The organism is Streptomyces sp. NPDC034043 (assembly GCF_055575675.1).
In genome coordinates, this window is the sequence record NZ_JBVISF010000006.1 from 282,309 (window position 1) to 301,818 (window position 19,510).

Genomic DNA, 19,510 nt, shown 5'->3' on the forward strand with positions numbered 1-19,510 from the left:
TGCAGTGCGCCCGGGCGGGCCCATCCGGCAGACCGGCCGCCCGGGGGTGGGGCTAACCCCCCTAAAGGAACGGCCCGTTGACCCGGTGCGCGGTGCAGCAGGAGTCGCGGTGCATCTGGCGCAGCACGGGCCGCCAGGCCCGGTCGGGGGTGAGCGGACCGGGGAAGGCCGCTTCCAGCGCGTCGCGTTCGTAGGGGGTGCCGGCGCGGAGGACCGCGCGGACGCGGACCAGGTCGTCGAAGTCGGTGAAGGGGTCTCCGTCGATGAGGGTGAGGTCGGCGAGCCTGCCCGGTTCGGCCGTGCCGAGGTGCCCGTCGGCGCCGTAGACGCGGGCGGGGGTGCGGGTGGCGGTGGTGAGGGCCTCGGCGGGCGAGAAGCCGTACCGGTGCAGGGCGCGCAGGGCGAGGTGGAGGTGGAGGCCGACGGGGGTGAGCGGGGCGTCGGTGCCGAGTGCGACGCGGCCGCCGCCCGCGAGGACGCTCCGGTAGACGGCGATCTCCCGCTCCAGCGCGGTGTTCTGCTCGGGGGTCGGCGGGCGGGCGGCGGCTGCCCGGAGGGTGGCCACGTCCCAGGGCGGCATCATGGCCGTGACGCGCCGGTCCGCGGCGAGGGAGGGGTCCGCGCCGATGAGGGGCAGGGCGGTGAAGGGGGTGGCCACGAGGTCGAAGCCTCCGTGGGTGTAGACCTCCAGGGTGTCCTGGTGCGTGTGGCCGGCGGGGGTCGCGCCGTGGCCGTACTCGGCGCGTTCGGTGGCGATCAGGTGCGTGGTCAGGTCCTGGCCGGACTGGATGCCCGGAGCGCACAGGTGGGAGCCGCAGCGGACGCCGAGCCGTTCGCGGGCGAAGCGGGCGGCCTCTTCCATGAAGGCGTAGGGGGCGCGTACGTAGGTCTTGACGAAGTCCCAGTCCAGGCCTCGGCGCGGGCCAGGGAGCGGGCGAGTCCGGCGTGCGTGCGGTGGGCGCGGCCCATGCTGTAGGCGACGCGGGAGCCGTCGAGGAGTTCGCCGCCGGCCAGCAGCCGGGGGGAGGCGAGGCGGCCGGAGCGGATGTCCTCGCGCAGGCGGGCCTGTTCGTAGGCGGAGCCGCCGAGGGAGACGGCGGTGGTGATGCCGTAGGCCAGGTGGAGGGCGCCCTGCCGGGCTCCGTAGGTGTAGGGGTACGGGTGGACGTGCGCGTCCCACAGTCCCGGCAGGACGGTGCCCCGGGAGGCGTCGACGGTGCGGGCGGCCCGGCGGCGCGGGCGGTGCGGTTCGACGGCGGTGATGCGGCCGCCGCTGATGAGCAGGTCGACGTCGGCGCGGGGCGGGGATCCGGTGGCGTCCCACAGCAGTCCGGCGTGGACGACGGTGTCGACGGGCTCGGGGCGGCGGTAGGAGAGGGCGACGGGGACGGTGCGCGGCGCCCCCTCGGGGGTGCCGTCGGGGCGGAGGCCGAGCAGCCGCAGGCGGGCGCAGGACTGGTAGAGCAGGGTGCGGGAGTCGGCGGACCAGGACGGGTGGTCGGCGGGTTCGTCGGTGAGGCGGCGGGCGGGTCCGGCGGGGGTGCCGTCGGGGGTGACGGGGAGCAGCCACAGGGCCGATTCGGCGACGCAGGCCAGGAAGCGGCCGTCGGGCGACCAGACGGGGCCGGCGGCGTAGCGGTCGGAGAGGGAGGTGTGCGGGGCGAGGGCGTGGAGGCGGGCGGAGCCGGTGGCGGTGTCGACGATCCGGATCAGGTTGTAGCCCTCGCGGAAGCGGCGGCTGAGCCGGTTGCGGTCACAGAGGGCGACGTGGCGTCCGTCGGGGGACCAGCTGGGCGGGCTGGGCAGGCCTCCGCCGCCGAGCGGGGCCACGAGCGGGGTGTCGGTGCCGGAGGCGAGGTCGCGGACGATCAGCCGGCCGGCGAGGTCCAGGGCGGCGAGCCGGGTGCCGTCCGGGGAGAGGGAGCCGTAGACCCGGCCGGGCGGGGAGAGGACGCTGTCCCGGCCGTCGGCGAGTTCCCTGCGGCGTACGGTGTTCAGCCCGTCGCGGTCGTCGGTGTAGAGCAGGGCCCGGCCGTCCGGGGTCCACACCGGGCCCTGGACGTAGGCGGTGGCGGGGGCCTGGAGGATCCGGCGCGGGGGTCCCCCGGCGACGGGGGCGGTCCAGAGGGCGCCGAGCGCGGCGAAGGCGACGCTGCGGGCGTCGGGCGAGAGGGCGGGCAGGTGGACGCCGCGTACGGGGCGGGGGCGTTCGGCTTCCAGGTCGTAGTCCTTGACCCGGTAGCGGGGGCGGGGCACGTCGAGGGTGGCGTCGAGGGGGATCTCGTGGGCGGTGGCGTCGCGGTGGGGACGGATCACCCGGAACCGGCCGTCGAGGGTGACCAGCAGGCGGTCGTCGCCGATCCAGCGCGGGGGCGCGGGAGCGAGGTCGCCGTCGAGGGCGACGGGGCGGCCGTCGGCGTAGAGGGTGAGGTGCTCGGCCCTGCGGGGTCCGGGGGCGGCGGACAGCCAGGCGGAGCGGCCGGCCGGGGAGAGGGCGGGGGCCAGCATGCTGCCGGCGGCGGCGGTGTGTTCGGTCCGTACGGGGCCGGTCCCGTCGGCGGCGACGGAGGCGAGGATGCGCGCGGTGAGGGTTTCGCCGGACGGGGTGGCGCGCGGGAAGAGCACCCGGCCGCCGTCGGGCGAGAAGACCGGGTCGAGGTCCTCCCAGGCGCCGTCCTGGCCGGGTCCGTCCTGGCCGGGTGCTCCGGTGAGGCGGCGCAGGCCGCCGTCGGCGAGGGAGACGGTCCAGATGCGGTACGGGCTTCCGGCGACGGGGTCCCCGCCGCGTTCGGAGCAGAAGGCGAGGGTGCGGCCGTCGGGGGACCAGGCGGGCGCGCGGTGGTCGAAGGGGCCGTCGGTGAGGCGGCGCAGGCCGGTGCCGTCGGCGCGCATCACCCAGATGTGGAAGGTTCCGCCGCGGTAGGCGCTCATGGCGACGCGGCTCCCGTCCGGGGAGAACACCGGGCGGCCGGGCTCCAGGTCGGGCGGGGTGAGGCGGGTGGCGGGCCCGCCGTCCGGGGGCAGCGACCAGAGGACGTTCTGCACCTCGGCGATGACGCGCCGTCCGTCGGCGGTGGCGGTGGCCGCGCCGTTGGTGGCGCGGGTGAAGCGCAGCACCGCCCGGTCCCCGTCGGGGGGTCCCTGTGCCGGCGCGGCCGCCGCGCCGCTGGGGGCGCGGAGCCCGGCCAGTGCCGTCAGCGCCCCGGCCGAAGCCGCCCGCAGTACCGTCCTGCGCCCCATCCGCATCCCGGTCACCCGTCCCGTGTGTGGTTCCTGCCCGGCCGTCCGTCAGGCGGCCAAACGATCAGGACCCCGGCGGGGCAACGGGGACGGGTCCGCCCCGGCGGCCGCGAGTGGCCGCCGGGGCGGGGAGGGCCGGGGCGTCAGGAGATGCGCATGTTGGCCATCATGCCCATGGCGCCGTGGTCGAACAGGTGGCAGTGGTAGACGTAGGTGCCGCGGTAGCCGTCGAAGGTGGCCTGGAGCTTCACGGTCTCGCCCGGCTTGAGTGGCACGGTGTCCTTGAGGCCGGTCTCGGGGCCGGAGGTGACGGGCTTGCCGTTGCGTTCCAGCACGCGGAACTGCACGAGGTGCATGTGGAAGTTGTGCGGGGCGATCTTGTTGCTGTTCGTCACGGTCCAGATCTCGGTGGCACCGTAGGCGATGTCGGTGTCGATGCGGTCCATGTCGTACGTCTTGCCGTTGATGTACGCGCTGCCGCCGGGGGCCTCGTCCATCCGCATGTCGAACTCGCGCTGGACGGTGGCCGGGCCGAGCGGCGGCAGGGTGCGCAGCTGGTCCGGGACGACGCTGTGGTCGGCCGCGGTGCGGGTGACGCGGAACTGGAGCACCTTGCCGACCACGTCCGCGGACTCGAACGGGGCGATGTCCTTGTTGCGCAGCTCGATGACGGTGCCGACGGGGTAGCGGGAGAAGTCGATGACGACGTCGGCGCGCTCGCCGGGGCTGATCGCGACCACGTTCGTGCGGTGCGGGGCGGGCAGCAGGCCGCCGTCGGTGCCGATCTGGACGAGCTCGGAGTCGTCGGCGAGGTGCAGGTCGAAGAAGCGCTGGTTGGAGGTGTTGGTGAGGCGGAAGCGGTACTTGCGGGCCGCGACCTCGAAGAACGGCCAGGACTTGCCGTTGGCGAGGACGACGTTGCGCTTCATGAAGTCGCCCATGGCGTAGACGAGTTCGCCGCTCTCGAGGAAGCGGGCGTCGCGCAGCGAGATCGGGACGTCGTACTGGCCGGAGGGCAGGCGCAGGCGGCGCTCGATGTCGTCGGTGAGGATGTAGGTGCCCGTCATCCCGCGGAAGACGTTCTCCGACTCCATGTGGTGGGCGTGGTCGTGGAACCACAGGTTCGCGTGCGGCTGGGTGTTGGGGTACGTGTACGTCTTCGTGCCGCCGCCGGCCGGGATCAGGTCCATCGGGGCGCCGTCGCTGTCCGGCGGGACGTGGGCGCCGTGGAGGTGGATCGAGGTGGGGACGGCGAGGGAGTTCGTCTGCTTGATGACGACGCGCCGGCCCGACTCGGCCTTGATGACGGGGCCGGGGAAGGAGCCGTTGAAGGTGCGCAGCGGGGTCTTGAGCCCGGGCACGATCTCCTTCGTGGCTTCCTTCAGGGTCATGCGGTAGTAGCTGGTGGTGCTCGTGGTCCGGTAGGGCTGCAGGACCGGGGGCACGGGCATCTTCTGCGTGAACTTGGTTATGGACGCGGCGTCGAGTTCGGCGGCGCCTGCGGCGTTGCGGGCCGGCTCTGCCGTGGCGGCGTTCACGGCGGGCAGCAGCATGCCGCCGGTGCCGACGATGCTGGTGGCGGCGACGCCTGCCCGGAGTGCGGTCCGTCGAGTGATCACTTTTCCCCCGTGGGTGTGGCCCGGCGCCTCGTGTGCCGGTCGGTCGGGTTGGCGCAAAGTGCGCGGTGGCTGGACGGGGAGAGCCTGTTCGATTGCGCTCGCGCGCCGCTGGTGCGGATGTGGAGGCCTGGTGAGATGGCCGGAAATGCCGTGCGTACGATGCCCACCGGTGTTCGACGCGGATGAGGGGGACCCGGAACCGATGGACGGGCTGACGGAGCGCCAGGAGCCGGCGGAGCGCGGCAGGGCGACGGAGGGTGCCCGTGGGCTGCTGCTCGGGCTGGCGCTCGGGGAGTCCCTGGGCGCGGCGCGGGGCGGGCCGGTGCCCGCGGGGGTGCTGCGTGCGGGGGTCTGCACCCAGCTGGCCTGCTTCACCGTGGAGGGTTCGGTACGGGCCGCCGTGCGCGGCAGCCACAAGGGCATCTGCCATCCCCCGTCGGTGCTGTGGCACGCGTACGGACGCTGGGCGTACCTCCAGGGCATCGCGCGCGAGCACGTGCGCGGGCGCTGGGACCGGTCGGGCGGTGCCCGGGAGTGGCCGGACGGCTGGCTCGCCGGGGTGCCGGCGCTGGCGGAGCGGCGCGGCAGCGCCCCGGCCACCGTCGAGGCCCTGTCGGGGGCCTGGCAGGGCACGCTGGAGGAGCCGGCGACGCGCAGCCGCGGCTGGCACGCGGTGGGCCGGACGCTGCCCCTGGCGCTGTGGGGCGACGCCCGGTCGCCGAAGTACGTCCGGCTGAGGAACCACCCGCTGCGCGAGGTGGCGGCGCTGACCCACGGGGATCCGGGGGCGCAGTGGGCGGCGGTGTGCGCGACCGCGCTGGCCGCGCACTGCCTGGTCGCGGAGTCGGTGCGCGGGGCCGCCGGGGACGCGCTCGCGGCGCTCGGCGGGGTGGAGGACGTACCGCGGGCGGAGCTGGGGCTGCTGGCCGGGGCGCTGGCCGGGGCGGCCGCCCATCCGGGGGATCCGGTCCGGCTGGCGCGGCTGGCGCCGGACCCGACGGCGTGGTCGGCGGTGCTCGGGGGGCTGTACGCGGCGGCTTCGTTCCCGGAGCGCGGGGAGGTGGAGCGGGCGCTGCGGTTCGCGGCGGGGGCGCCCGACGGGGAGGCGGTCGCCTGTGTGGCGGGGGCGCTGCTGGGCGCGGTCCACGGGGCCCAGGCGCTGCCGGTGGGGCTGGTGAGCCGGCACGAGCTGGCGTGGGTGCTGGACACCCTGGCGCGGGACCTGCTGTCGGAGCTGCGGGAGTCGCCGGGCGGCGGCGAGTACGAGAAGGGCTGGGACCCGCACTGGCTGCACCGTTACCCCGGCTGGTGACGGGCGTTGGACCGTCCGGGCGGTGCTTCGGGGGGTCTTGAGCGGCTGGAGCGATCACGCCCCCTCGGCGGGGGCGCCGCCGGGGATATTGGATGAACGGCGCCGTGTACGCGCTCCCCCCGGCTTCTTGACGCTTCATCACAGTGGAGGCAATGCGTGATGCGCACACGGTCGGTCCTGGTGGCCGTCGCCCTGCTCGCGGCCCTGTCGCAGACGGCGGACGGCGCGGTCGCCGCGGGCGGGCCCCTCTCCCCCGCCGGACGGGCGGCCTTCGACGGGCAGGCGGGTCACGACGTGGGCCTGTACTGGATCAGGGGCGGGGGGAACACCGGATGGGCGGCGGCCCAGGAGTTCACCACCGACGACGACCGGCTCTCGCGGGTCTCGCTCTTCCTCGGCAGTACGGCGGCGGCCGGGAGGCTGACCGTGCAGGTGCGTACCGCCCGGGGCGACGCCGGCTCGGCGGTCGCCTCGGCCACCGTCGACCTGGCCGCCCTGGGCGGGGCGGGCACGGGCTGGGTGGAGGTGCCGATGAGCGCGGCGCTGCGGCCCGGCGCCCGGTACCACCTGTTCGCCCAGGCCACCACCGCCGAGAACACGAAGGTCACCTGGTACGGCACGCGGGCGGCCCCGGCCGGTTTTCCGCCGGCCGCGCAGTACGACCAGGCCCGGGGGAAGTGGCAGCCGGGCACGGGCCGCCTGGCCTTCTACGTGAACCCGGCGGGCTCCGAGCGGTGCGGGGAGACCGAGGCCTGTTACGTACCGGCCTCGACGAAGCCCGCCCGGACGGCGGGCCTGCTCTTCAACGGGCGGGCGGTGGAGGCCGTGAGCCCGGCCTTCGCGGTGGGCGCCCGCTACGTGGAGGGCAGCAACGTGCTGGTGCTGCCGTCGGGCCGCTGGCGCTACCTGCCCGAGGGCGCGGAGAAGTCCCGGGTCGTCGAGGCCGGCGACGCGGGCGCGCTGGCCCAGATCGCCGAGTCCCGGCGCTGGCTGGCCCAGGGCCTGGTCCCGGGGGCGGCCGGGGCCCGCCGCGAGAGCGCCGGGCGGGCGCTGCTGTCGATGCGGGCGCTGCTGCGGCCCAACGGGGCCTTCGCCGCGGCCTGGCACCCCTTCTGGGATTTCTCCTGGCCTCGTGACGCCGCCTTCGCGGCGGCCGCCTTCGCGCACACCGGGCACGACGAGGAGGCGTACCGGATCCTGCGGCACAGCGCCGAGACGCAGCGGGCGGACGGCACCTGGGAGGCCCGTACCAAGCTCGACGGCTCGGGACCGCCGGACTCCCGGCCGTGGCAGCTCGACGCCAACGGCTGGGTCCCCTGGGCGGCCTGGCAGTGGTACCGGACCACGCCCCGCGAGGGCCGGGAGGAACGGCTGCGCGGGCTGTACCCCGCGCTCGCGAAGGCCGCCGACTACGCGGCTGCCTCCCTCGACGGCGAGGGGCTGCCGCCGGCCTCCCCCGACTACTGGGAACTGCCCACGCAGACCGCCAACCTCGGCACCGCCGCACCGCTGCTGTCCGGCCTGCGGGCCGCCGCCGACCTGGCCTCCGGGCTCGGGCGGGAAGCGGACTCCGCCCGCTGGGCCTCCGCCGCGGGGCGGCTGGAGGCGGCCATCGCCAGGCGGTTCGGGCCGCTCGGCTACCCGCGCACCCTCGACGGGCAGTTCGGCCCCGACACCGCGGTGGCGTTCATGGCGCCGCCGTTCAACCGGACCCCCGCCGATATCCCCCGGGCGCTCGACGAGACGTACCGGGCCCTGCGGAGGTCCAACGGCGGGATCGTGCCGGGTACCGACGACTCGGAGTGGGGGAACGTCACGTGGACGCCGAGCACCACGTTCTTCTCCCTCGCCTGGTCGGCGACGGGTGAGCGGGAGAAGGGCCGCGCCGTGCTGGACTGGGTGCTCGCCCAGCGCAACGTGCTGGGCGAACTGCCCGAGACGGTGGACGAGCAGGGCCGGCCGCGCGCGGTCGTGCCGCTGGGCTGGACGGACGCGCTCGTCCTGCTGACGCTCGTACAGGAGGGGGCCACTCCGCTGCCGACGCCTCCCGCCCGCCGTACGTGACCTACAGTCCTCGCGGCGGCACGCTCAAGACGGTCCGACCCCGGACGCTGGGCCCACGGTGAGCCGTACCGGTGGGCGCGGCGGCCGGGGCGGCAGGCGCAGCGGTCCGTGGCCCGGGGTGAGGGAGCCGAGCAGCCGGGGCCCCCGGGCGCCGGTGCAGCCGGGGGCGTTGCCGGGCAGGCCGTGCAGGGTGAGGAAGCCGAGGACGGCGAAGGCGTACGCCTCCTTGGCGGCGGCGGGCAGGCCCAGGGCCGCCGAGTCCAGCAGGGCGGTGCGCGGGGGCAGTTCCTCGCGGAGCATGGCCATGAGGACCGGGTTGCGGGTGCCGCCGCCGGAGGCGATGACCTCGGTGACGCGCAGCGGGCGCAGGGCGTCGGCGACGGTCCGGGCGGTGAGCCGGGCGAGGGTGGCGAGGAGGTCCTGCGGCGGGAGGGCGGGGCAGCCGTCGAGGGCGGTGCGCAGGTGGCCGTGGTGGAACAGTTCCTTGCCGGTGGTCTTGGGGGCGGGGCGCCGGTAGTACGGCTCGGCGAGCAGGCGCCGCAAGAGCGGCTCGTGGACCCGGCCGGCGGCGGCGAGGGCGCCGCCCTCGTCGTACCCGAGGCGCCCGCCGGTGACTTCGCGTACGGCGGCGTCCATCAGGGCGTTGCCGGGTCCGGTGTCGAAGGCCACCGGCGGGCCGGCCGCGGGCACGGCGGTGAGGTTGGCGATCCCGCCGATGTTCAGGGCGGCGGGCGTCCCGGGGCGTCCGCGCAGCAGCATCAGGTCGACGAGGCTGACGAGCGGGGCGCCCTGGCCGCCGGCCGCGATGTCGCGGGGGCGGAAGTCGGAGACGACGGGACGCCCGGTGGCCTCGGCGATCCAGGCGGGGCTGCCCAGCTGGAGGGTGCCGTGGACCTGCCCGGCGTCGGTCCAGTGGTAGACGGTCTGGCCGTGCGAGGCGATCAGCCGGGCGCGGCCGGCGCACAGTTCGCGGTCGGCGCGGACCGCGAGGGCGGCGAAGGCCTGCCCGATGCGGGTGTCGAGGAGGCACACGTCGGCCAGGGTGGTGGCCGCGGGCGGCAGGGAGGCGGCGAGGGCGTCGCGCAGGCCGTCCTCGTAGGGGGCACTGACCAGTCCGAGCGGGACCAGACGCAGGGTCTCGCCGTCGTCCTCGAAGGCCAGCCGGGCCGCGGCCGCGTCGACGGCGTCGTACGAGGTGCCCGACATCAGCCCGATCACCCTCACGGCAGGGGCCTCCTGTGGCCGTCGCCTCGCAGGCCGGCCAGGGCGAGGGCGCTGAGGGCGCAGGTGCCGGCGGCGTAGTAGGCGGGGACGTCGTGGTCGCCGGTGGCGGCGGTCAGGGCGGTGATGACGAGCCCGGCGCAGCCGGAGAACACCGCACCGCTGAGGGCGTACGCCAGCCCAAGCCCGGTGCAGCGCACCCGGGCGGGGAACATCTCGGCGAGCATGGCGGGGCCGGGGCCGGCGAGCAGGCCGACGGTGGCGCCGGCGGCGAGGACGGCGGCGGCCTTGGCGGCGGCGGGGGCGGCGGGGTCCTGGAGGAGGTGGAGCAGCGGGAGCGCGAAGAGGGTGACGGCGAGGGCGCCGGCCAGCATGACGGGGCGGCGGCCGACGCGGTCGCTGAGGATGCCGGCGGGCAGGATGGCGGCGGCGAAGCCGAGGTTGGCGAGGGTGGTCGCGACCAGGGCCTGGTGGAAGGAGGCGCCGAGGGTGGCCTGGAGGTAGGAGGGCAGGACCACGAGGAAGGTGTAGCCGGCCGCCGACCAGCCCATGAGCCGGCCCACCGCGAGGGCGACGGCCCGGACGGTGCCGGTGCGGCCGGGGGCCCGGGCATCCGGCGGCGGGGACGGGGCCTGAGACAGGGACGGGGGCGGCGGGACAGGGGGCGCGGGCGGGGGCGGCGGGACAGGGGGCGCGGGCGGGGGCGGCGGGGCAGGGGGCGGGGGCTCCGCGGGCAGTCCGGAGCGCAGCCGGTACGCGGCGAGCCCGAGCGGCAGGGCCAGCAGGAAGGGGATCCGCCAGCCCCAGGCGTGCAGGGCCGCCGGGGTGAGGAGTCCGGCCAGGAGGGCGGCGACGGCCGCGCCGGCGAGCAGGCCGAGGGCGACGGTGAAGGACTGCCAGGCGCCGTGTCGGCCCCGCCGGCCCGGAGGCGCGGATTCCGTCATCAGGGCCACGGCTCCGCCGAACTCCCCGCCCGTGCAGAGCCCTTGCAGGACGCGGAGCAGGACCAGCAGCCAGGGGGCGGCGGCTCCGATGGCGTCCCGGGTCGGGAGGAGGCCGATCAGGGTGGTGGCCAGGGTCATCAGGGCGATGACGAGGATCAGGGCGGGGCGGCGGCCGAGGCGGTCGCCGAGGCGGCCGAAGAGGAGGGCTCCGGCGGGCCGGAAGAAGAAGGACACCGCGAAGGAGGCGTACGTGGCGACCAGCGGCCCGGCGCCGCCCTGGCCGGCCGCCCCGGAGGGGGTGAAGAACCGGTCGGCGATGACCGTGGCGAAGGCTCCGTAGACGCCGAACTCGTACCACTCGGTGAAGTTCCCGACGGAGCCCGCGAGCAGCACCCGGCGCGGGCCGGCGGCGGGCGGTGCGGGGCGGCGTACCGCGAGGGGGGCCATGCCTCAGGTCGTCGGGGTGAGGCGCGAGGGGCTGTCCGGCGGCGCGGGCGGCGCGGCGGCGCCGTTCAGGGCGCTGCCCGCGAGCCATGTGCGCCAGTCCAGGTTCCAGTCGCCGATGCCGTTGCCGAAGGGGTCCATCTTCGCGCCGCCGCTGTTGACCACCTCGACGATGTCGCCCTCGCGGACGGTCCCGTAGAACCAGGCGGCGTCCTCGGTGGACATGCCGGTGCAGCCGTGGCTGACGTTCTCCTCGCCCTGCGCCTCGACCGACCAGGGCGCGGCGTGGACGTACTCTCCGCTCCAGGTGACCCGTGTCGCGTAGAAGACGGGGAGGTCGTAGAACTCCTTGGTGCCCTTCTTGATGCCGACGGTGTCCCCGCGCATGCGGACCTTGTACTCCTTGCCGAGGACGACCTTGATGCCGCTGCGGGTGCGGAAGCCGGCCTTGCCGGTGGTGACCGGGATGGTCCTGATGACGCGTCCGTTGCGGCGTACGGTCATCAGGTGGGCGGCGGAGTCGGTGACGGCCTCGATGCGGTCCCCGACGGTGAATTCGAGGGGTTCGGAGGGGCCTCCGTAGCCGTGTTCGCCGAGTTCGACCCCGTCGAGGCCGCTGCGGACGCGGACGACGGTGTGGGCGGGCCAGTAGGTGCGGGGCCGGAAGTGCAGGGTCGAGCCGTCGACCCAGTGCCAGGCTCCCTCGACGTGGGGCCGGGAGGTGACCTGGAGGGCCTGCTCGACGCGGGCGCGGGCGCCGGGGTCGTCGGCGGGGACCGGGTGGCTGAGCTCGGCGGTGACGATCTGGCCCGCGCCGTACGTGCCGGGGCGGGGGCCGAACTCGGCGGTGAGCCTGCCCCCGTCGTCGGGTGCGTCGGCCGGTGAGGTCCGGAAGACCAGGCCGACGCCGACGGGGGCGCCGCGGCCGTCCTGGGCGCGGACCCGCACGGTGTAGCCCTCCCCCGCGCGCAGGGGTTCGGTGTTGCGCCAGTGTCCGCCGTCCGGGCCGAGCTCGCCGGCGAGGTGGCGGCCGTGCCCGTCGGTCACGGTCACGTCGGTCAGACGGCCCGCCTCCGGCCGGGCGAGGGTGATCTCCAGGGGGGAGCCCGGGTCGGTGGGGAGTTCGCCGGCCTCGCCGAGGGCCGGGTCCCGCAGGACGGCGCCGCCCCGGGCGGTGGCGAGCACCCGCTGTTCCCGCCAGGTGCCGCAGCGGCCGCCCCGGAAGGCTCCGGCGGCGCACCACCCGGCGGCGTCCGCGCGCGGGCCGCCGTCCAGGGCGTGGCCGACCAGCAGGGTGACCGCCGCCTCCGGGGCGGGGCCGGGGGCCGCCGCCGCTTCGGCCGTACGGCCCGGTGCGTGGGCGAGGGCCAGCGCGGCCCCCGTCACCGCGGCGACCGCACTCCACGCCTTCGTCCCTGACTTCGCCACGCAGCCCTCCCAGTTGTCCCGGTTGCCCCGGTTGCCCCACGGCCGGATGACAGCATCAAAGAGGACGGAAAGCCGAAACGATGATCATAAACTCGGTGCTGCGTCCGAACGGGCGCCCCAAGTGAACCCGGACGGAGCACAGCGCCTGCCCTGGGGACAGCGGCGGAGCGGAGCGATCCGGTCCCGTAGGCTCGGCGGATGGCGAAGTACTTCGACGTGCACCCCGAGAACCCCCAGCGGCGCACCCTCAGCAGCGTGGCCGACAGCATCCGCTCCGGCGCGCTCATCGCGTACCCCACGGATTCCTGTTTCGCGCTGGGATGCCAGCTGGGCAACCGTGACGGCATCGCGCGGATCCGGTCGATCCGCAACCTGGACGACAAGCACCACTTCACCCTCGTGTGCCAGAACTTCGCCCAGCTGGGGCAGTTCGTGCACGTGGACAACGACGTGTTCCGGGCCGTCAAGGCGGCGACCCCGGGCCCCTACACCTTCATCCTCAAGGCCACCTCGGAGGTGCCGCGCCAGCTGCTGCACCCGAAGAAGAAGACGGTCGGGGTCCGGATCCCCGACCACCTCGTCACCCAGGCCCTCCTCGCCGAGCTGGGCGAGCCGCTGCTCTCCAGCACCCTGCTGCTGCCGGACGAGGAGGAGCCGATGACGCAGGGCTGGGAGATCAAGGAGCGGCTCGACCACGTGGTGGACGCGGTGGTCGACTCCGGCGACTGCGGCACCCGGCCGACCACGGTCGTCGACTTCTCCGGCGGCGGGGTGGAGATCCTGCGCCGCGGAGCGGGCGACACCACGCGCTTCGAGTAGCGCGCCGGCCCGCGCGCCCCGGCCGGCTCCCGGCCGGGGCGCTTTTTCCTGGGCGGCGGATTCCGGTTCGGGTTCCGGAATTCACCGTTCCAGCCGTCGGGCACGACTGGAATACGCCAGTCCGGTCACCTCATCCGGCCATCCGGCCCCCCTCCGCGAATGCGTCCTCCATCGATACTCGACCGCGCTTCCATCAGAACTCGTTTATGTCTGAACAGAATTGACGAACCGGCGGTAACTCCACGGATTCCCGGCGTGACGGAGAGGAGAAAAACGCCTGGACCGCCGGAATCGACCCGGATCTCGGTTCGACTTCCACAAGATCCGTTCTGTAGGGTTCCAGATATTCACCGCCCAACGGGGAGCGGCGAGCAGCCGCGGGCACTGGTCCGGACTCCTTCGGGAGTACGCGTCCGTCATCGCGGCTCGCGGGAACGACGCCCCCCGTCATCACGCTCATCTGCGACACACGTGACCCGACACGGGGGACCAATGCGGTTCCAGCTTTTGGGGCCCTTGAGTATTGCGCACGGCCCCGAGACAGTAGTTCTCAAACCTTCCAAACCGACCAGTCTTCTCGCCGCTCTCCTGCTCCACCCCGGAGCCGTCGTTTCCACCGGCTATCTGATGCGCGCCGTATGGGACGAGGAGCCTCCCGCCACCGCCCGGGCCGCACTCCAGACCTGTGTGCTGCGCCTGCGCAGGTTATTCGCGAAATACGGCATATCCGCGACCACCATCGAGGCCGTGCCGGGCGGTTACCGCATGCGCAACGACACCGAAACGCTCGACCTCGTGCTGTTCCGGTTACTGACAGCGCAGGCGCGGGCCGCCGCCGGGACCCCCGAGGAGCTGTACCGGCTGCGGGAGGCGCTCTCGCTCTGGCAGGGGCAGCCCCTGTCCAACGTGGCCTCGGGCATGCTCCACCGGGACGCGGTGCCCGCGCTCGAACAGGAGCGGCTCCGGGTGCTGGAGCGGGTGTGCGACCTCGAACTGGCCGCCGGGAACTGCCACCAGGTGCTCGTCGACCTGTACGAGGGCGCCCGCCGCCAGCCCGTCCGCGAGCGCTTCACCGAGCAGCTCATCGAGGCGCTCTACCGCACCGGAAGGCAGGCGGAGGCCCTCGCCGAGTACCGCACCGTGCGCGAGCGGCTGCGCGAGGAACTCGGCGTCGACCCGGGCCCGGGCCTGCGGCGCCTGGAACTGGCGATCCTGCGGGCCGAGGAGCTGGGCCCGGCCGGCCGCCCCGAGGAACTCGGACCGGCGCCGCCGCGCCCCGCGCCGGCCGTGCGCGACCGTGCCCCCGAGCACGCCGGGCCACCGCCGGTGCCCGGTTTCGCCGGACGCGGGGCGGACCTGCGGGCCCTGGCGCTGCGCCTCACCGACGCCGACGCGCCCCGGCTGCTGGTCGTCTCCGGAGCCCCCGGCATCGGCAAGTCGGCGCTCGCGCAGCAGAGTGCGTACGAGGTCCGGCGGGCCTTCCCCGGCGGGGTATCGGGCATCGACCTGGCCCGGCCCGACGGGAGCCCGCTGGACGTCGAGGAGGCGCGCAAGCTGCTGCCGGAGCCGGGTGGCGGCGGCCGGCGGCTGCTGGTCCTCGACAACGCGGCCGGGGCCGGGCAGGTGCTGCCGCTGCTGCCGGAGACCGGCGGCGCCACGGTACTGGTGACGAGCCGGCGCGCCCTCGCCGCCGCCGTCGCCCGGCACGGCGGCTTCGTGCACCGGCTCGACGTCCTCGCGCCGGCCGAGGCCCACGAACTGCTCACCGGTCTCGTCGGGGCCGGGCGGATCGCCGCCGAGGAGCGGGCGGCACGCGAACTGGCCGCCGTATGCGGCTACTTCCCGCTCGCGCTGCGGATCGCCGCCGGACGGCTGCTGACCCGGCCGGGGCTGTCCGTCGCCGACTGCGCGGCCTGGCTGGCGGAGGACCCGCCGGGCCGGCTGGCCCTCGCCGAGGACCCCCGGCTGTCGGTGCCGGAGGTCCTCGGGCAGGCCGTCGGCGCGCTCCCGCCCGATCTGCGGGAGGCCTTCCTGCGGATCGGCTCGCTCGAGCCGCACTCCGGTCCGGCCACAGCCGCGGGCGAGAGCGTGCTGGAACAGCTCGTGGAGGCCGGGATGCTCGAGGACGGGCCGCCCGGCGAGCCCTACCGGATCCACGCCTTCCTCCGCGTCTACGCGCGGTGGCTGGCCCGGGGCCGTGACGGCGCCGCGGCCCTCCTGCCCGGCTGAGGCGGCAACGCCGCCTCCCCGACATTTCCCACCTCACGTCTTCGTCCCCATCAGACCGCAATCAGAGGTGTTCCATGTCCCTGGACAGCTACCAGTACGTTGCCGCGACACGCCCCAGGATCCGCCGGGACGTGCTCTTCACCGAAACGCCCGACGGCGTGCTCTTCCACAATTCCGACGGTGGGTTCCGCCTCACCGCCCGCACCGCCTACCGGTTCGCCACGCTGATCGTCCCGCACCTGACCGGCGAGCACACCGTCGAAGAGCTCTGCCGGGGGCTGGGCGACGCGCAGCGCGCGATGGTCGGCGAACTCGTCAAGACGCTGTACGAACGGGACTTCGCCCGTTCCGTCGCAGAGCCCGCGCGGCCGGAGCCGGCCGCCGCGCCGTCGGCGGACGTGGCCCGCAGGTTCGCGCCGCAGATCGCCTACGCCGACCACTACGCCGATGACGCCGAAGCCCGCTTCCTGCGCTTCCGCAGAACCCGGGTCGCCGTCCTGGGCGAGGACGCCGTGGCCCGCTGGTGCGCGCTGAGCCTGGTACGCAACGGCTGCGCCACCGTCGGCCTGCCGCCGGGGGCGGACGCGGACGAGGTACGGGCCGAGGCGGCCGAGGCCGTCGCCGACGGCTGTCCGGTGGAGGTCCGTACGCTGCCCGGACAGCCCCTCGGCTGGGACGCGCTGGACGGGTACGACTTCGTGGTGGTGACCGGCGGGGCGGCGGCTCCGGCCCGGCTGCTGCCGCTGCTGCGCGCCGGGATACCCGAGGGACGCACCCTGCTGCCCGCCTGGTCGTACGGGAACGACGCCGTCGTCGGCCCGCTCATGGCCCACGGCACCGCCGGCTGCTGGTCCTGCGCGGCCCTGCGGCTGGGCTCGGCCCGCGGCGGCGCCCCGGCGGCCGCGCTGTGGAGCGCGCTGGCACTGCCGGAGGCACCGCTCGCGCAGGGCCCGGTGCCGGGGCGGCCGCTGGCCGCGATGATCGGCAACCTGCTCGGGTACGAGGTGTTCCGCGCGACCTCCGGTTCGCTGCCGGCCGAGACCGCCGGGCGGCTCCTCGTCCAGGACACGGCCTCGCTGGACGTCACCGCCGAGCCGCTCTTCCCGCACCCCCGCTGCCCGTTCTGCACGCCCGGGGAGCCGGAGGCGGCCCCCCTGGACCTCGCCGCCGCCGGCACCTCGGGCATGCCCGCGCTGCCGACGCTGGAGACCGCCCGGGACGCGGACGAGCTGGTCGAGGAGCTGAACCGGCGCTCCGCCGTGGTGCGTCCGTACGCGGGGGTGTTCACCCGGTACGCGGACGAGGAGCTGACGCAGATCCCGCTGAAGGCCGGGGTGGTCGAGCTGGGCCTCGGGCACGGCGAGGCACGCACCGTGGCCGCGTTCGACGTGCACCACGTCGCGGGGGCGCGGATGCGCGCCCTGGACGCGGCGGCGCTGGTGTACGCGGAGCACGTGGTGCCGGCCCGGGACGTGGTCGGCGGCGGCGAGCCGGGCGCGGTGGCCGCGGCGGGGCTGGCGACGGCCTCCGGGATACCGGGCGAGCCGTCCGCGTACCAGCGTGCGGTGTCCCTGCTGACGAAGGAGCCCGTACTGGTCCCGGCGGGCGCGGTACGGCCGTTCGGCCCGCACAACGCCGAGCGGCTCTTCGAGCGCACCCGCGCCGGGGCCGGGGCCGGCCCCTCCCCCGCCGACGCCGCCGCGGCCGGGCTGCTGTCGGCGCTCGGGCACGCCGCGCTGCTGCGCGCGGTGCGGGGGGCGGCGGCGGACCGGGTGCCGCTGCCGGACCGTGACGGCGAGGACGCGGAACTGGTCTTCCTGCTGCGGTCGGCGGACCGGCTGGAGCTGGAACCGGAGCTGCTGGACCTCGGGGAGGGCCGGCGGTCCGGGGTGGAGGTGCTGCTGGCGCGCGCCGGGGAGCGCTGGGCGCTGGGCGAGGGCCTGGACCGGCGTACGGCGGCGGTGGCGGCGCTGCGCGAGCTCCTCGGCGCGGCGCAGTACGGGGCGGTGGACGGCGCCGACGCGGGCCGTGATCCCCTGCTGCGCGATCTGGACCCGCGCGCGCTGGCGGTGTCCGGTGCGGCGGCCGCGCCCGTGGCGGCGGGGCCCGGGGCGTCCTGGGAGCAGGTGCTCGAACGCCTCGCCGGGACCGGGCTCGACGCGTACGCGGTGCCGACCGGGTCGCCGGAGCTGGCCGGGGTGGGCATCCACACCGTGCGGGTGCTGCTCGCCTCGGCGGCGGTCCGGGAGTCCGGCGATGACGCGTAGCGGCTCCGCCGCCGTGGCGGACGGACTCGGGGCGAAGGCCGCCGGGCGGTTCACGGCGCTGCTGGAGCGGGCGGTCGCCGCGTTGGGCGGGCCGCCGCCGGCCGTGACGGCGCTGGGGCTGCGGGACGCGTTCGCCGCCCCGGACCGGGAGGTTCCCGCGGGTGCGGTCCCGGTGGCGCTCTACGGCCACCAGGCGGTGGTCGGCCCCCTCCCGGCGGACGGGCCGGGGTGCGCGCGGTGCCTGGAGCGGCGCTGGCAGGCGGTGCGGTCGGTCGCGCTGCGGGACGCCCTGGAACTGGGCGGCGAGACCCGGGCGGTGGGCGGCTGGCCGTACGCGCACCCCTTCGCGGCGGACGCGCTGGCCGCGCTGGTGGTCTCGGCGGGCTCCGGCACCGCCGGTCCGGCACGCGGGGTGTTCCCCGGGGTGTGGGTGCTGGACCTGCGGAGCGGGGCCGTGCGGGGGTACCCGCTGGTGCCCGATCCCGAGTGCCCGGTGTGCGGGACGCCCGAGGCGGACACGGCCCGGGCGCTGGATCCGGAGCCGGCGCCCAAGTACCGGCCGGGGGCGTTCCGTACGCGGCCCGTGGAGGCGTACGCCCTCGACGTGGCGGCGTTCGCGAACCCGCTGTGCGGGGCGCTGGGGCCCTCGCTGGTCCAGGACGTCTCCTCGACCTCCACCTCCGCGACCATCGGCTGCTTCTCGATGCGCTCCGGCGAGTACCTGCGCGAGACGTTCTGGGGCGGCCACACGGACTCCTTCGACCGCAGCGCGCGCGTCGGGGTGCTGGAGGGGCTGGAGCGGTACGCGGGCATGCGCTCGCGCTCCCGTACGACCAGCGTCACCGGCTCGCTGAACGGGTTCGGGGCCGAGGCCGTGGATCCGCGCCTGGTCGGGCTGTACAGCGAGGCCTTCTACCGGGACAACCCCCGGGTGCGGCCCTTCGATCCGGACCGGGAGATCCCCTGGGTGTGGGGGTGGTCGCTGCGGGACCGGCAGCCGAGGCTGGTGCCGGAGGTGCTGACGTACTACCACGCGCCTGGTCTGGAGAACCGGTTCGTGCAGGAGAGCTCCAACGGCTGCGCCTCGGGCGGCAGTCTGGCCGAGGCCGCCTACTTCGGGCTGATGGAGGTGGTCGAGCGGGACGCCTTCCTGCTCACCTGGTACGGGCGGCAGCCGCTGCCGGAGATCGATCCGGCGACCAGCGGGCGCGCCTCGACGCGGGCGATGGTCGACCGGCTCGCCCTGTACGGGTACCGGGCGCGGTTCTTCGACACGCGGATCAGCTTCCCGATCCCGGTGGTGACGGCGGTCGCCGAGCGGTTCGACGGCGGCCTGGGGCGGATGTGCTTCGGGGCGGGGGCCGGGCTGGACCCGGAGTCGGCGCTGGACTCGGCGCTGTGCGAGATCGCGACGGACGCGGTGAACCTGCCCGGGCGCACCGAGCGGGACGAGGAGCGGCTGCGCGCGATGGCGGCCGACTTCGGCCTGGTGACCGCGCTGCACGACCACCCGCTGGTGTACGGGGTGCCGGAGATGGGCCGCCACGCCGACTTCCTGCTGCGCGGGCCTTCGCGGGGTCCGCTGCGGCCGGTGTCCTCGCTGCTCGGGCCCGAGGGTGTGTCGGACGACGTGTCCGAGGACCTGGCGCGGTGCGTGGAGGCCGTCGCCGCCCGGGGGTTCGACGTGGTGGTGGTCGACCAGACCCTGCCGGAGCAGCGGGCGCTGGGTCTGCACACCGTGAGCGTGCTGGTGCCGGGGCTGCTGCCGATCGACTTCGGCTGGTCGCGGCAGCGGGCGCTGGGCATGCCGCGCATGCGTACGGCCCTGCGCGAGGCGGGGCTGCGCGAGCGCGACCTGGAGCCGGCCGACCTCAACCCGGCCCCGCACCCCTTCCCCTGACCCGGCCGCCGGCTCGCCCGGCA

Annotated in this window: 10 protein-coding genes and 1 pseudogene; 6 read left to right on the forward strand and 5 right to left on the reverse strand. The window is 75.7% G+C overall.

The annotated features are described in order from the left end of the window. Window positions 1–61: 61 nt before the first annotated feature. Both ACZ51S_RS17665 and ACZ51S_RS17670 read right to left on the reverse strand, forming a co-directional pair. Window positions 62–3,246: pseudogene (locus tag ACZ51S_RS17665) on the reverse strand (amidohydrolase family protein). 137 nt (window positions 3,247–3,383) lie between these two features. Then, entirely contained in the window at window positions 3,384–4,859 is a 1,476-nt protein-coding gene (locus ACZ51S_RS17670) for a multicopper oxidase family protein (protein ID WP_468474644.1), read from the reverse strand. Window positions 4,860–5,028: 169 nt separating this feature from the next. Between ACZ51S_RS17670 and ACZ51S_RS17675 the strand changes: the two genes are divergently transcribed. Both ACZ51S_RS17675 and ACZ51S_RS17680 read left to right on the forward strand, forming a co-directional pair. Beyond that, on the forward strand, window positions 5,029–6,171 hold the full coding sequence (locus ACZ51S_RS17675; RefSeq protein WP_468961345.1) for an ADP-ribosylglycohydrolase family protein: 1,143 nt from the start codon (window positions 5,029–5,031) through the stop codon (window positions 6,169–6,171). A 159-nt stretch (window positions 6,172–6,330) separates the two neighbouring features. After that, the gene (locus ACZ51S_RS17680; RefSeq protein WP_468961347.1) at window positions 6,331–8,235 is read left to right on the forward strand and encodes a choice-of-anchor R domain-containing protein; all 1,905 of its coding nucleotides are present in this window, start codon (window positions 6,331–6,333) and stop codon (window positions 8,233–8,235) included. Window positions 8,236–8,259: 24 nt separating this feature from the next. Here ACZ51S_RS17680 and ACZ51S_RS17685 read toward each other — a convergent pair whose 3' ends face one another. The 3 genes from ACZ51S_RS17685 to ACZ51S_RS17695 are packed head-to-tail and all read right to left on the reverse strand — an operon-like array spanning window position 8,260 to window position 12,272. Next, window positions 8,260–9,459: an anhydro-N-acetylmuramic acid kinase gene (locus ACZ51S_RS17685; RefSeq protein WP_468474647.1), complete on the reverse strand. Its 1,200-nt coding sequence runs from the start codon at window positions 9,457–9,459 to the stop codon at window positions 8,260–8,262. Beyond that, a complete protein-coding gene (locus ACZ51S_RS17690) occupies window positions 9,456–10,847 on the reverse strand; it encodes an MFS transporter (protein ID WP_468961350.1) in 1,392 nt (463 codons plus the stop codon). The genes ACZ51S_RS17685 and ACZ51S_RS17690 overlap by 4 nt, the downstream gene beginning before the upstream one ends. A gap of 3 nt (window positions 10,848–10,850) precedes the next feature. Beyond that, entirely contained in the window at window positions 10,851–12,272 is a 1,422-nt protein-coding gene (locus ACZ51S_RS17695; RefSeq protein ID WP_388940288.1) for a L,D-transpeptidase, read from the reverse strand. Between the two features lie 198 nt (window positions 12,273–12,470). On the opposite strand from ACZ51S_RS17695, the gene ACZ51S_RS17700 reads away from it, so the two are divergent. From ACZ51S_RS17700 to ACZ51S_RS17715, 4 genes are all read left to right on the forward strand, one after another. Then, window positions 12,471–13,091, forward strand: a complete 621-nt coding sequence (locus tag ACZ51S_RS17700) for an L-threonylcarbamoyladenylate synthase (RefSeq protein ID WP_388940286.1) — start codon at window positions 12,471–12,473, stop codon at window positions 13,089–13,091. 492 nt (window positions 13,092–13,583) lie between these two features. Next, entirely contained in the window at window positions 13,584–15,320 is a 1,737-nt protein-coding gene (locus tag ACZ51S_RS17705) for an AfsR/SARP family transcriptional regulator (RefSeq protein ID WP_468474649.1), read from the forward strand. A 74-nt stretch (window positions 15,321–15,394) separates the two neighbouring features. Then, window positions 15,395–17,587: a TOMM precursor leader peptide-binding protein gene (locus tag ACZ51S_RS17710; protein WP_468474650.1), complete on the forward strand. Its 2,193-nt coding sequence runs from the start codon at window positions 15,395–15,397 to the stop codon at window positions 17,585–17,587. After that, window positions 17,577–19,487 carry a TOMM precursor leader peptide-binding protein gene (locus ACZ51S_RS17715; RefSeq protein ID WP_468961353.1) on the forward strand — a complete coding sequence of 637 codons (1,911 nt, stop codon included), beginning with the start codon at window positions 17,577–17,579 and terminating at the stop codon, window positions 19,485–19,487. Before ACZ51S_RS17710 ends, ACZ51S_RS17715 begins: the two co-directional genes overlap by 11 nt. Window positions 19,488–19,510 lie beyond the last annotated feature (23 nt).

Coding starts and splice junctions, on each gene's coding strand:
- ACZ51S_RS17705 (WP_468474649.1), top strand. CDS start 13,584: ATGCGGTTCCAGCTTTTGGGGCCCTTGAGTATTGCGCACGGCCCCGAG.
- ACZ51S_RS17710 (WP_468474650.1), top strand. CDS start 15,395: ATGTCCCTGGACAGCTACCAGTACGTTGCCGCGACACGCCCCAGGATC.
- ACZ51S_RS17690 (WP_468961350.1), bottom strand. CDS start 10,847: ATGGCCCCCCTCGCGGTACGCCGCCCCGCACCGCCCGCCGCCGGCCCG.
- ACZ51S_RS17680 (WP_468961347.1), top strand. CDS start 6,331: ATGCGCACACGGTCGGTCCTGGTGGCCGTCGCCCTGCTCGCGGCCCTG.
- ACZ51S_RS17715 (WP_468961353.1), top strand. CDS start 17,577: ATGACGCGTAGCGGCTCCGCCGCCGTGGCGGACGGACTCGGGGCGAAG.
- ACZ51S_RS17700 (WP_388940286.1), top strand. CDS start 12,471: ATGGCGAAGTACTTCGACGTGCACCCCGAGAACCCCCAGCGGCGCACC.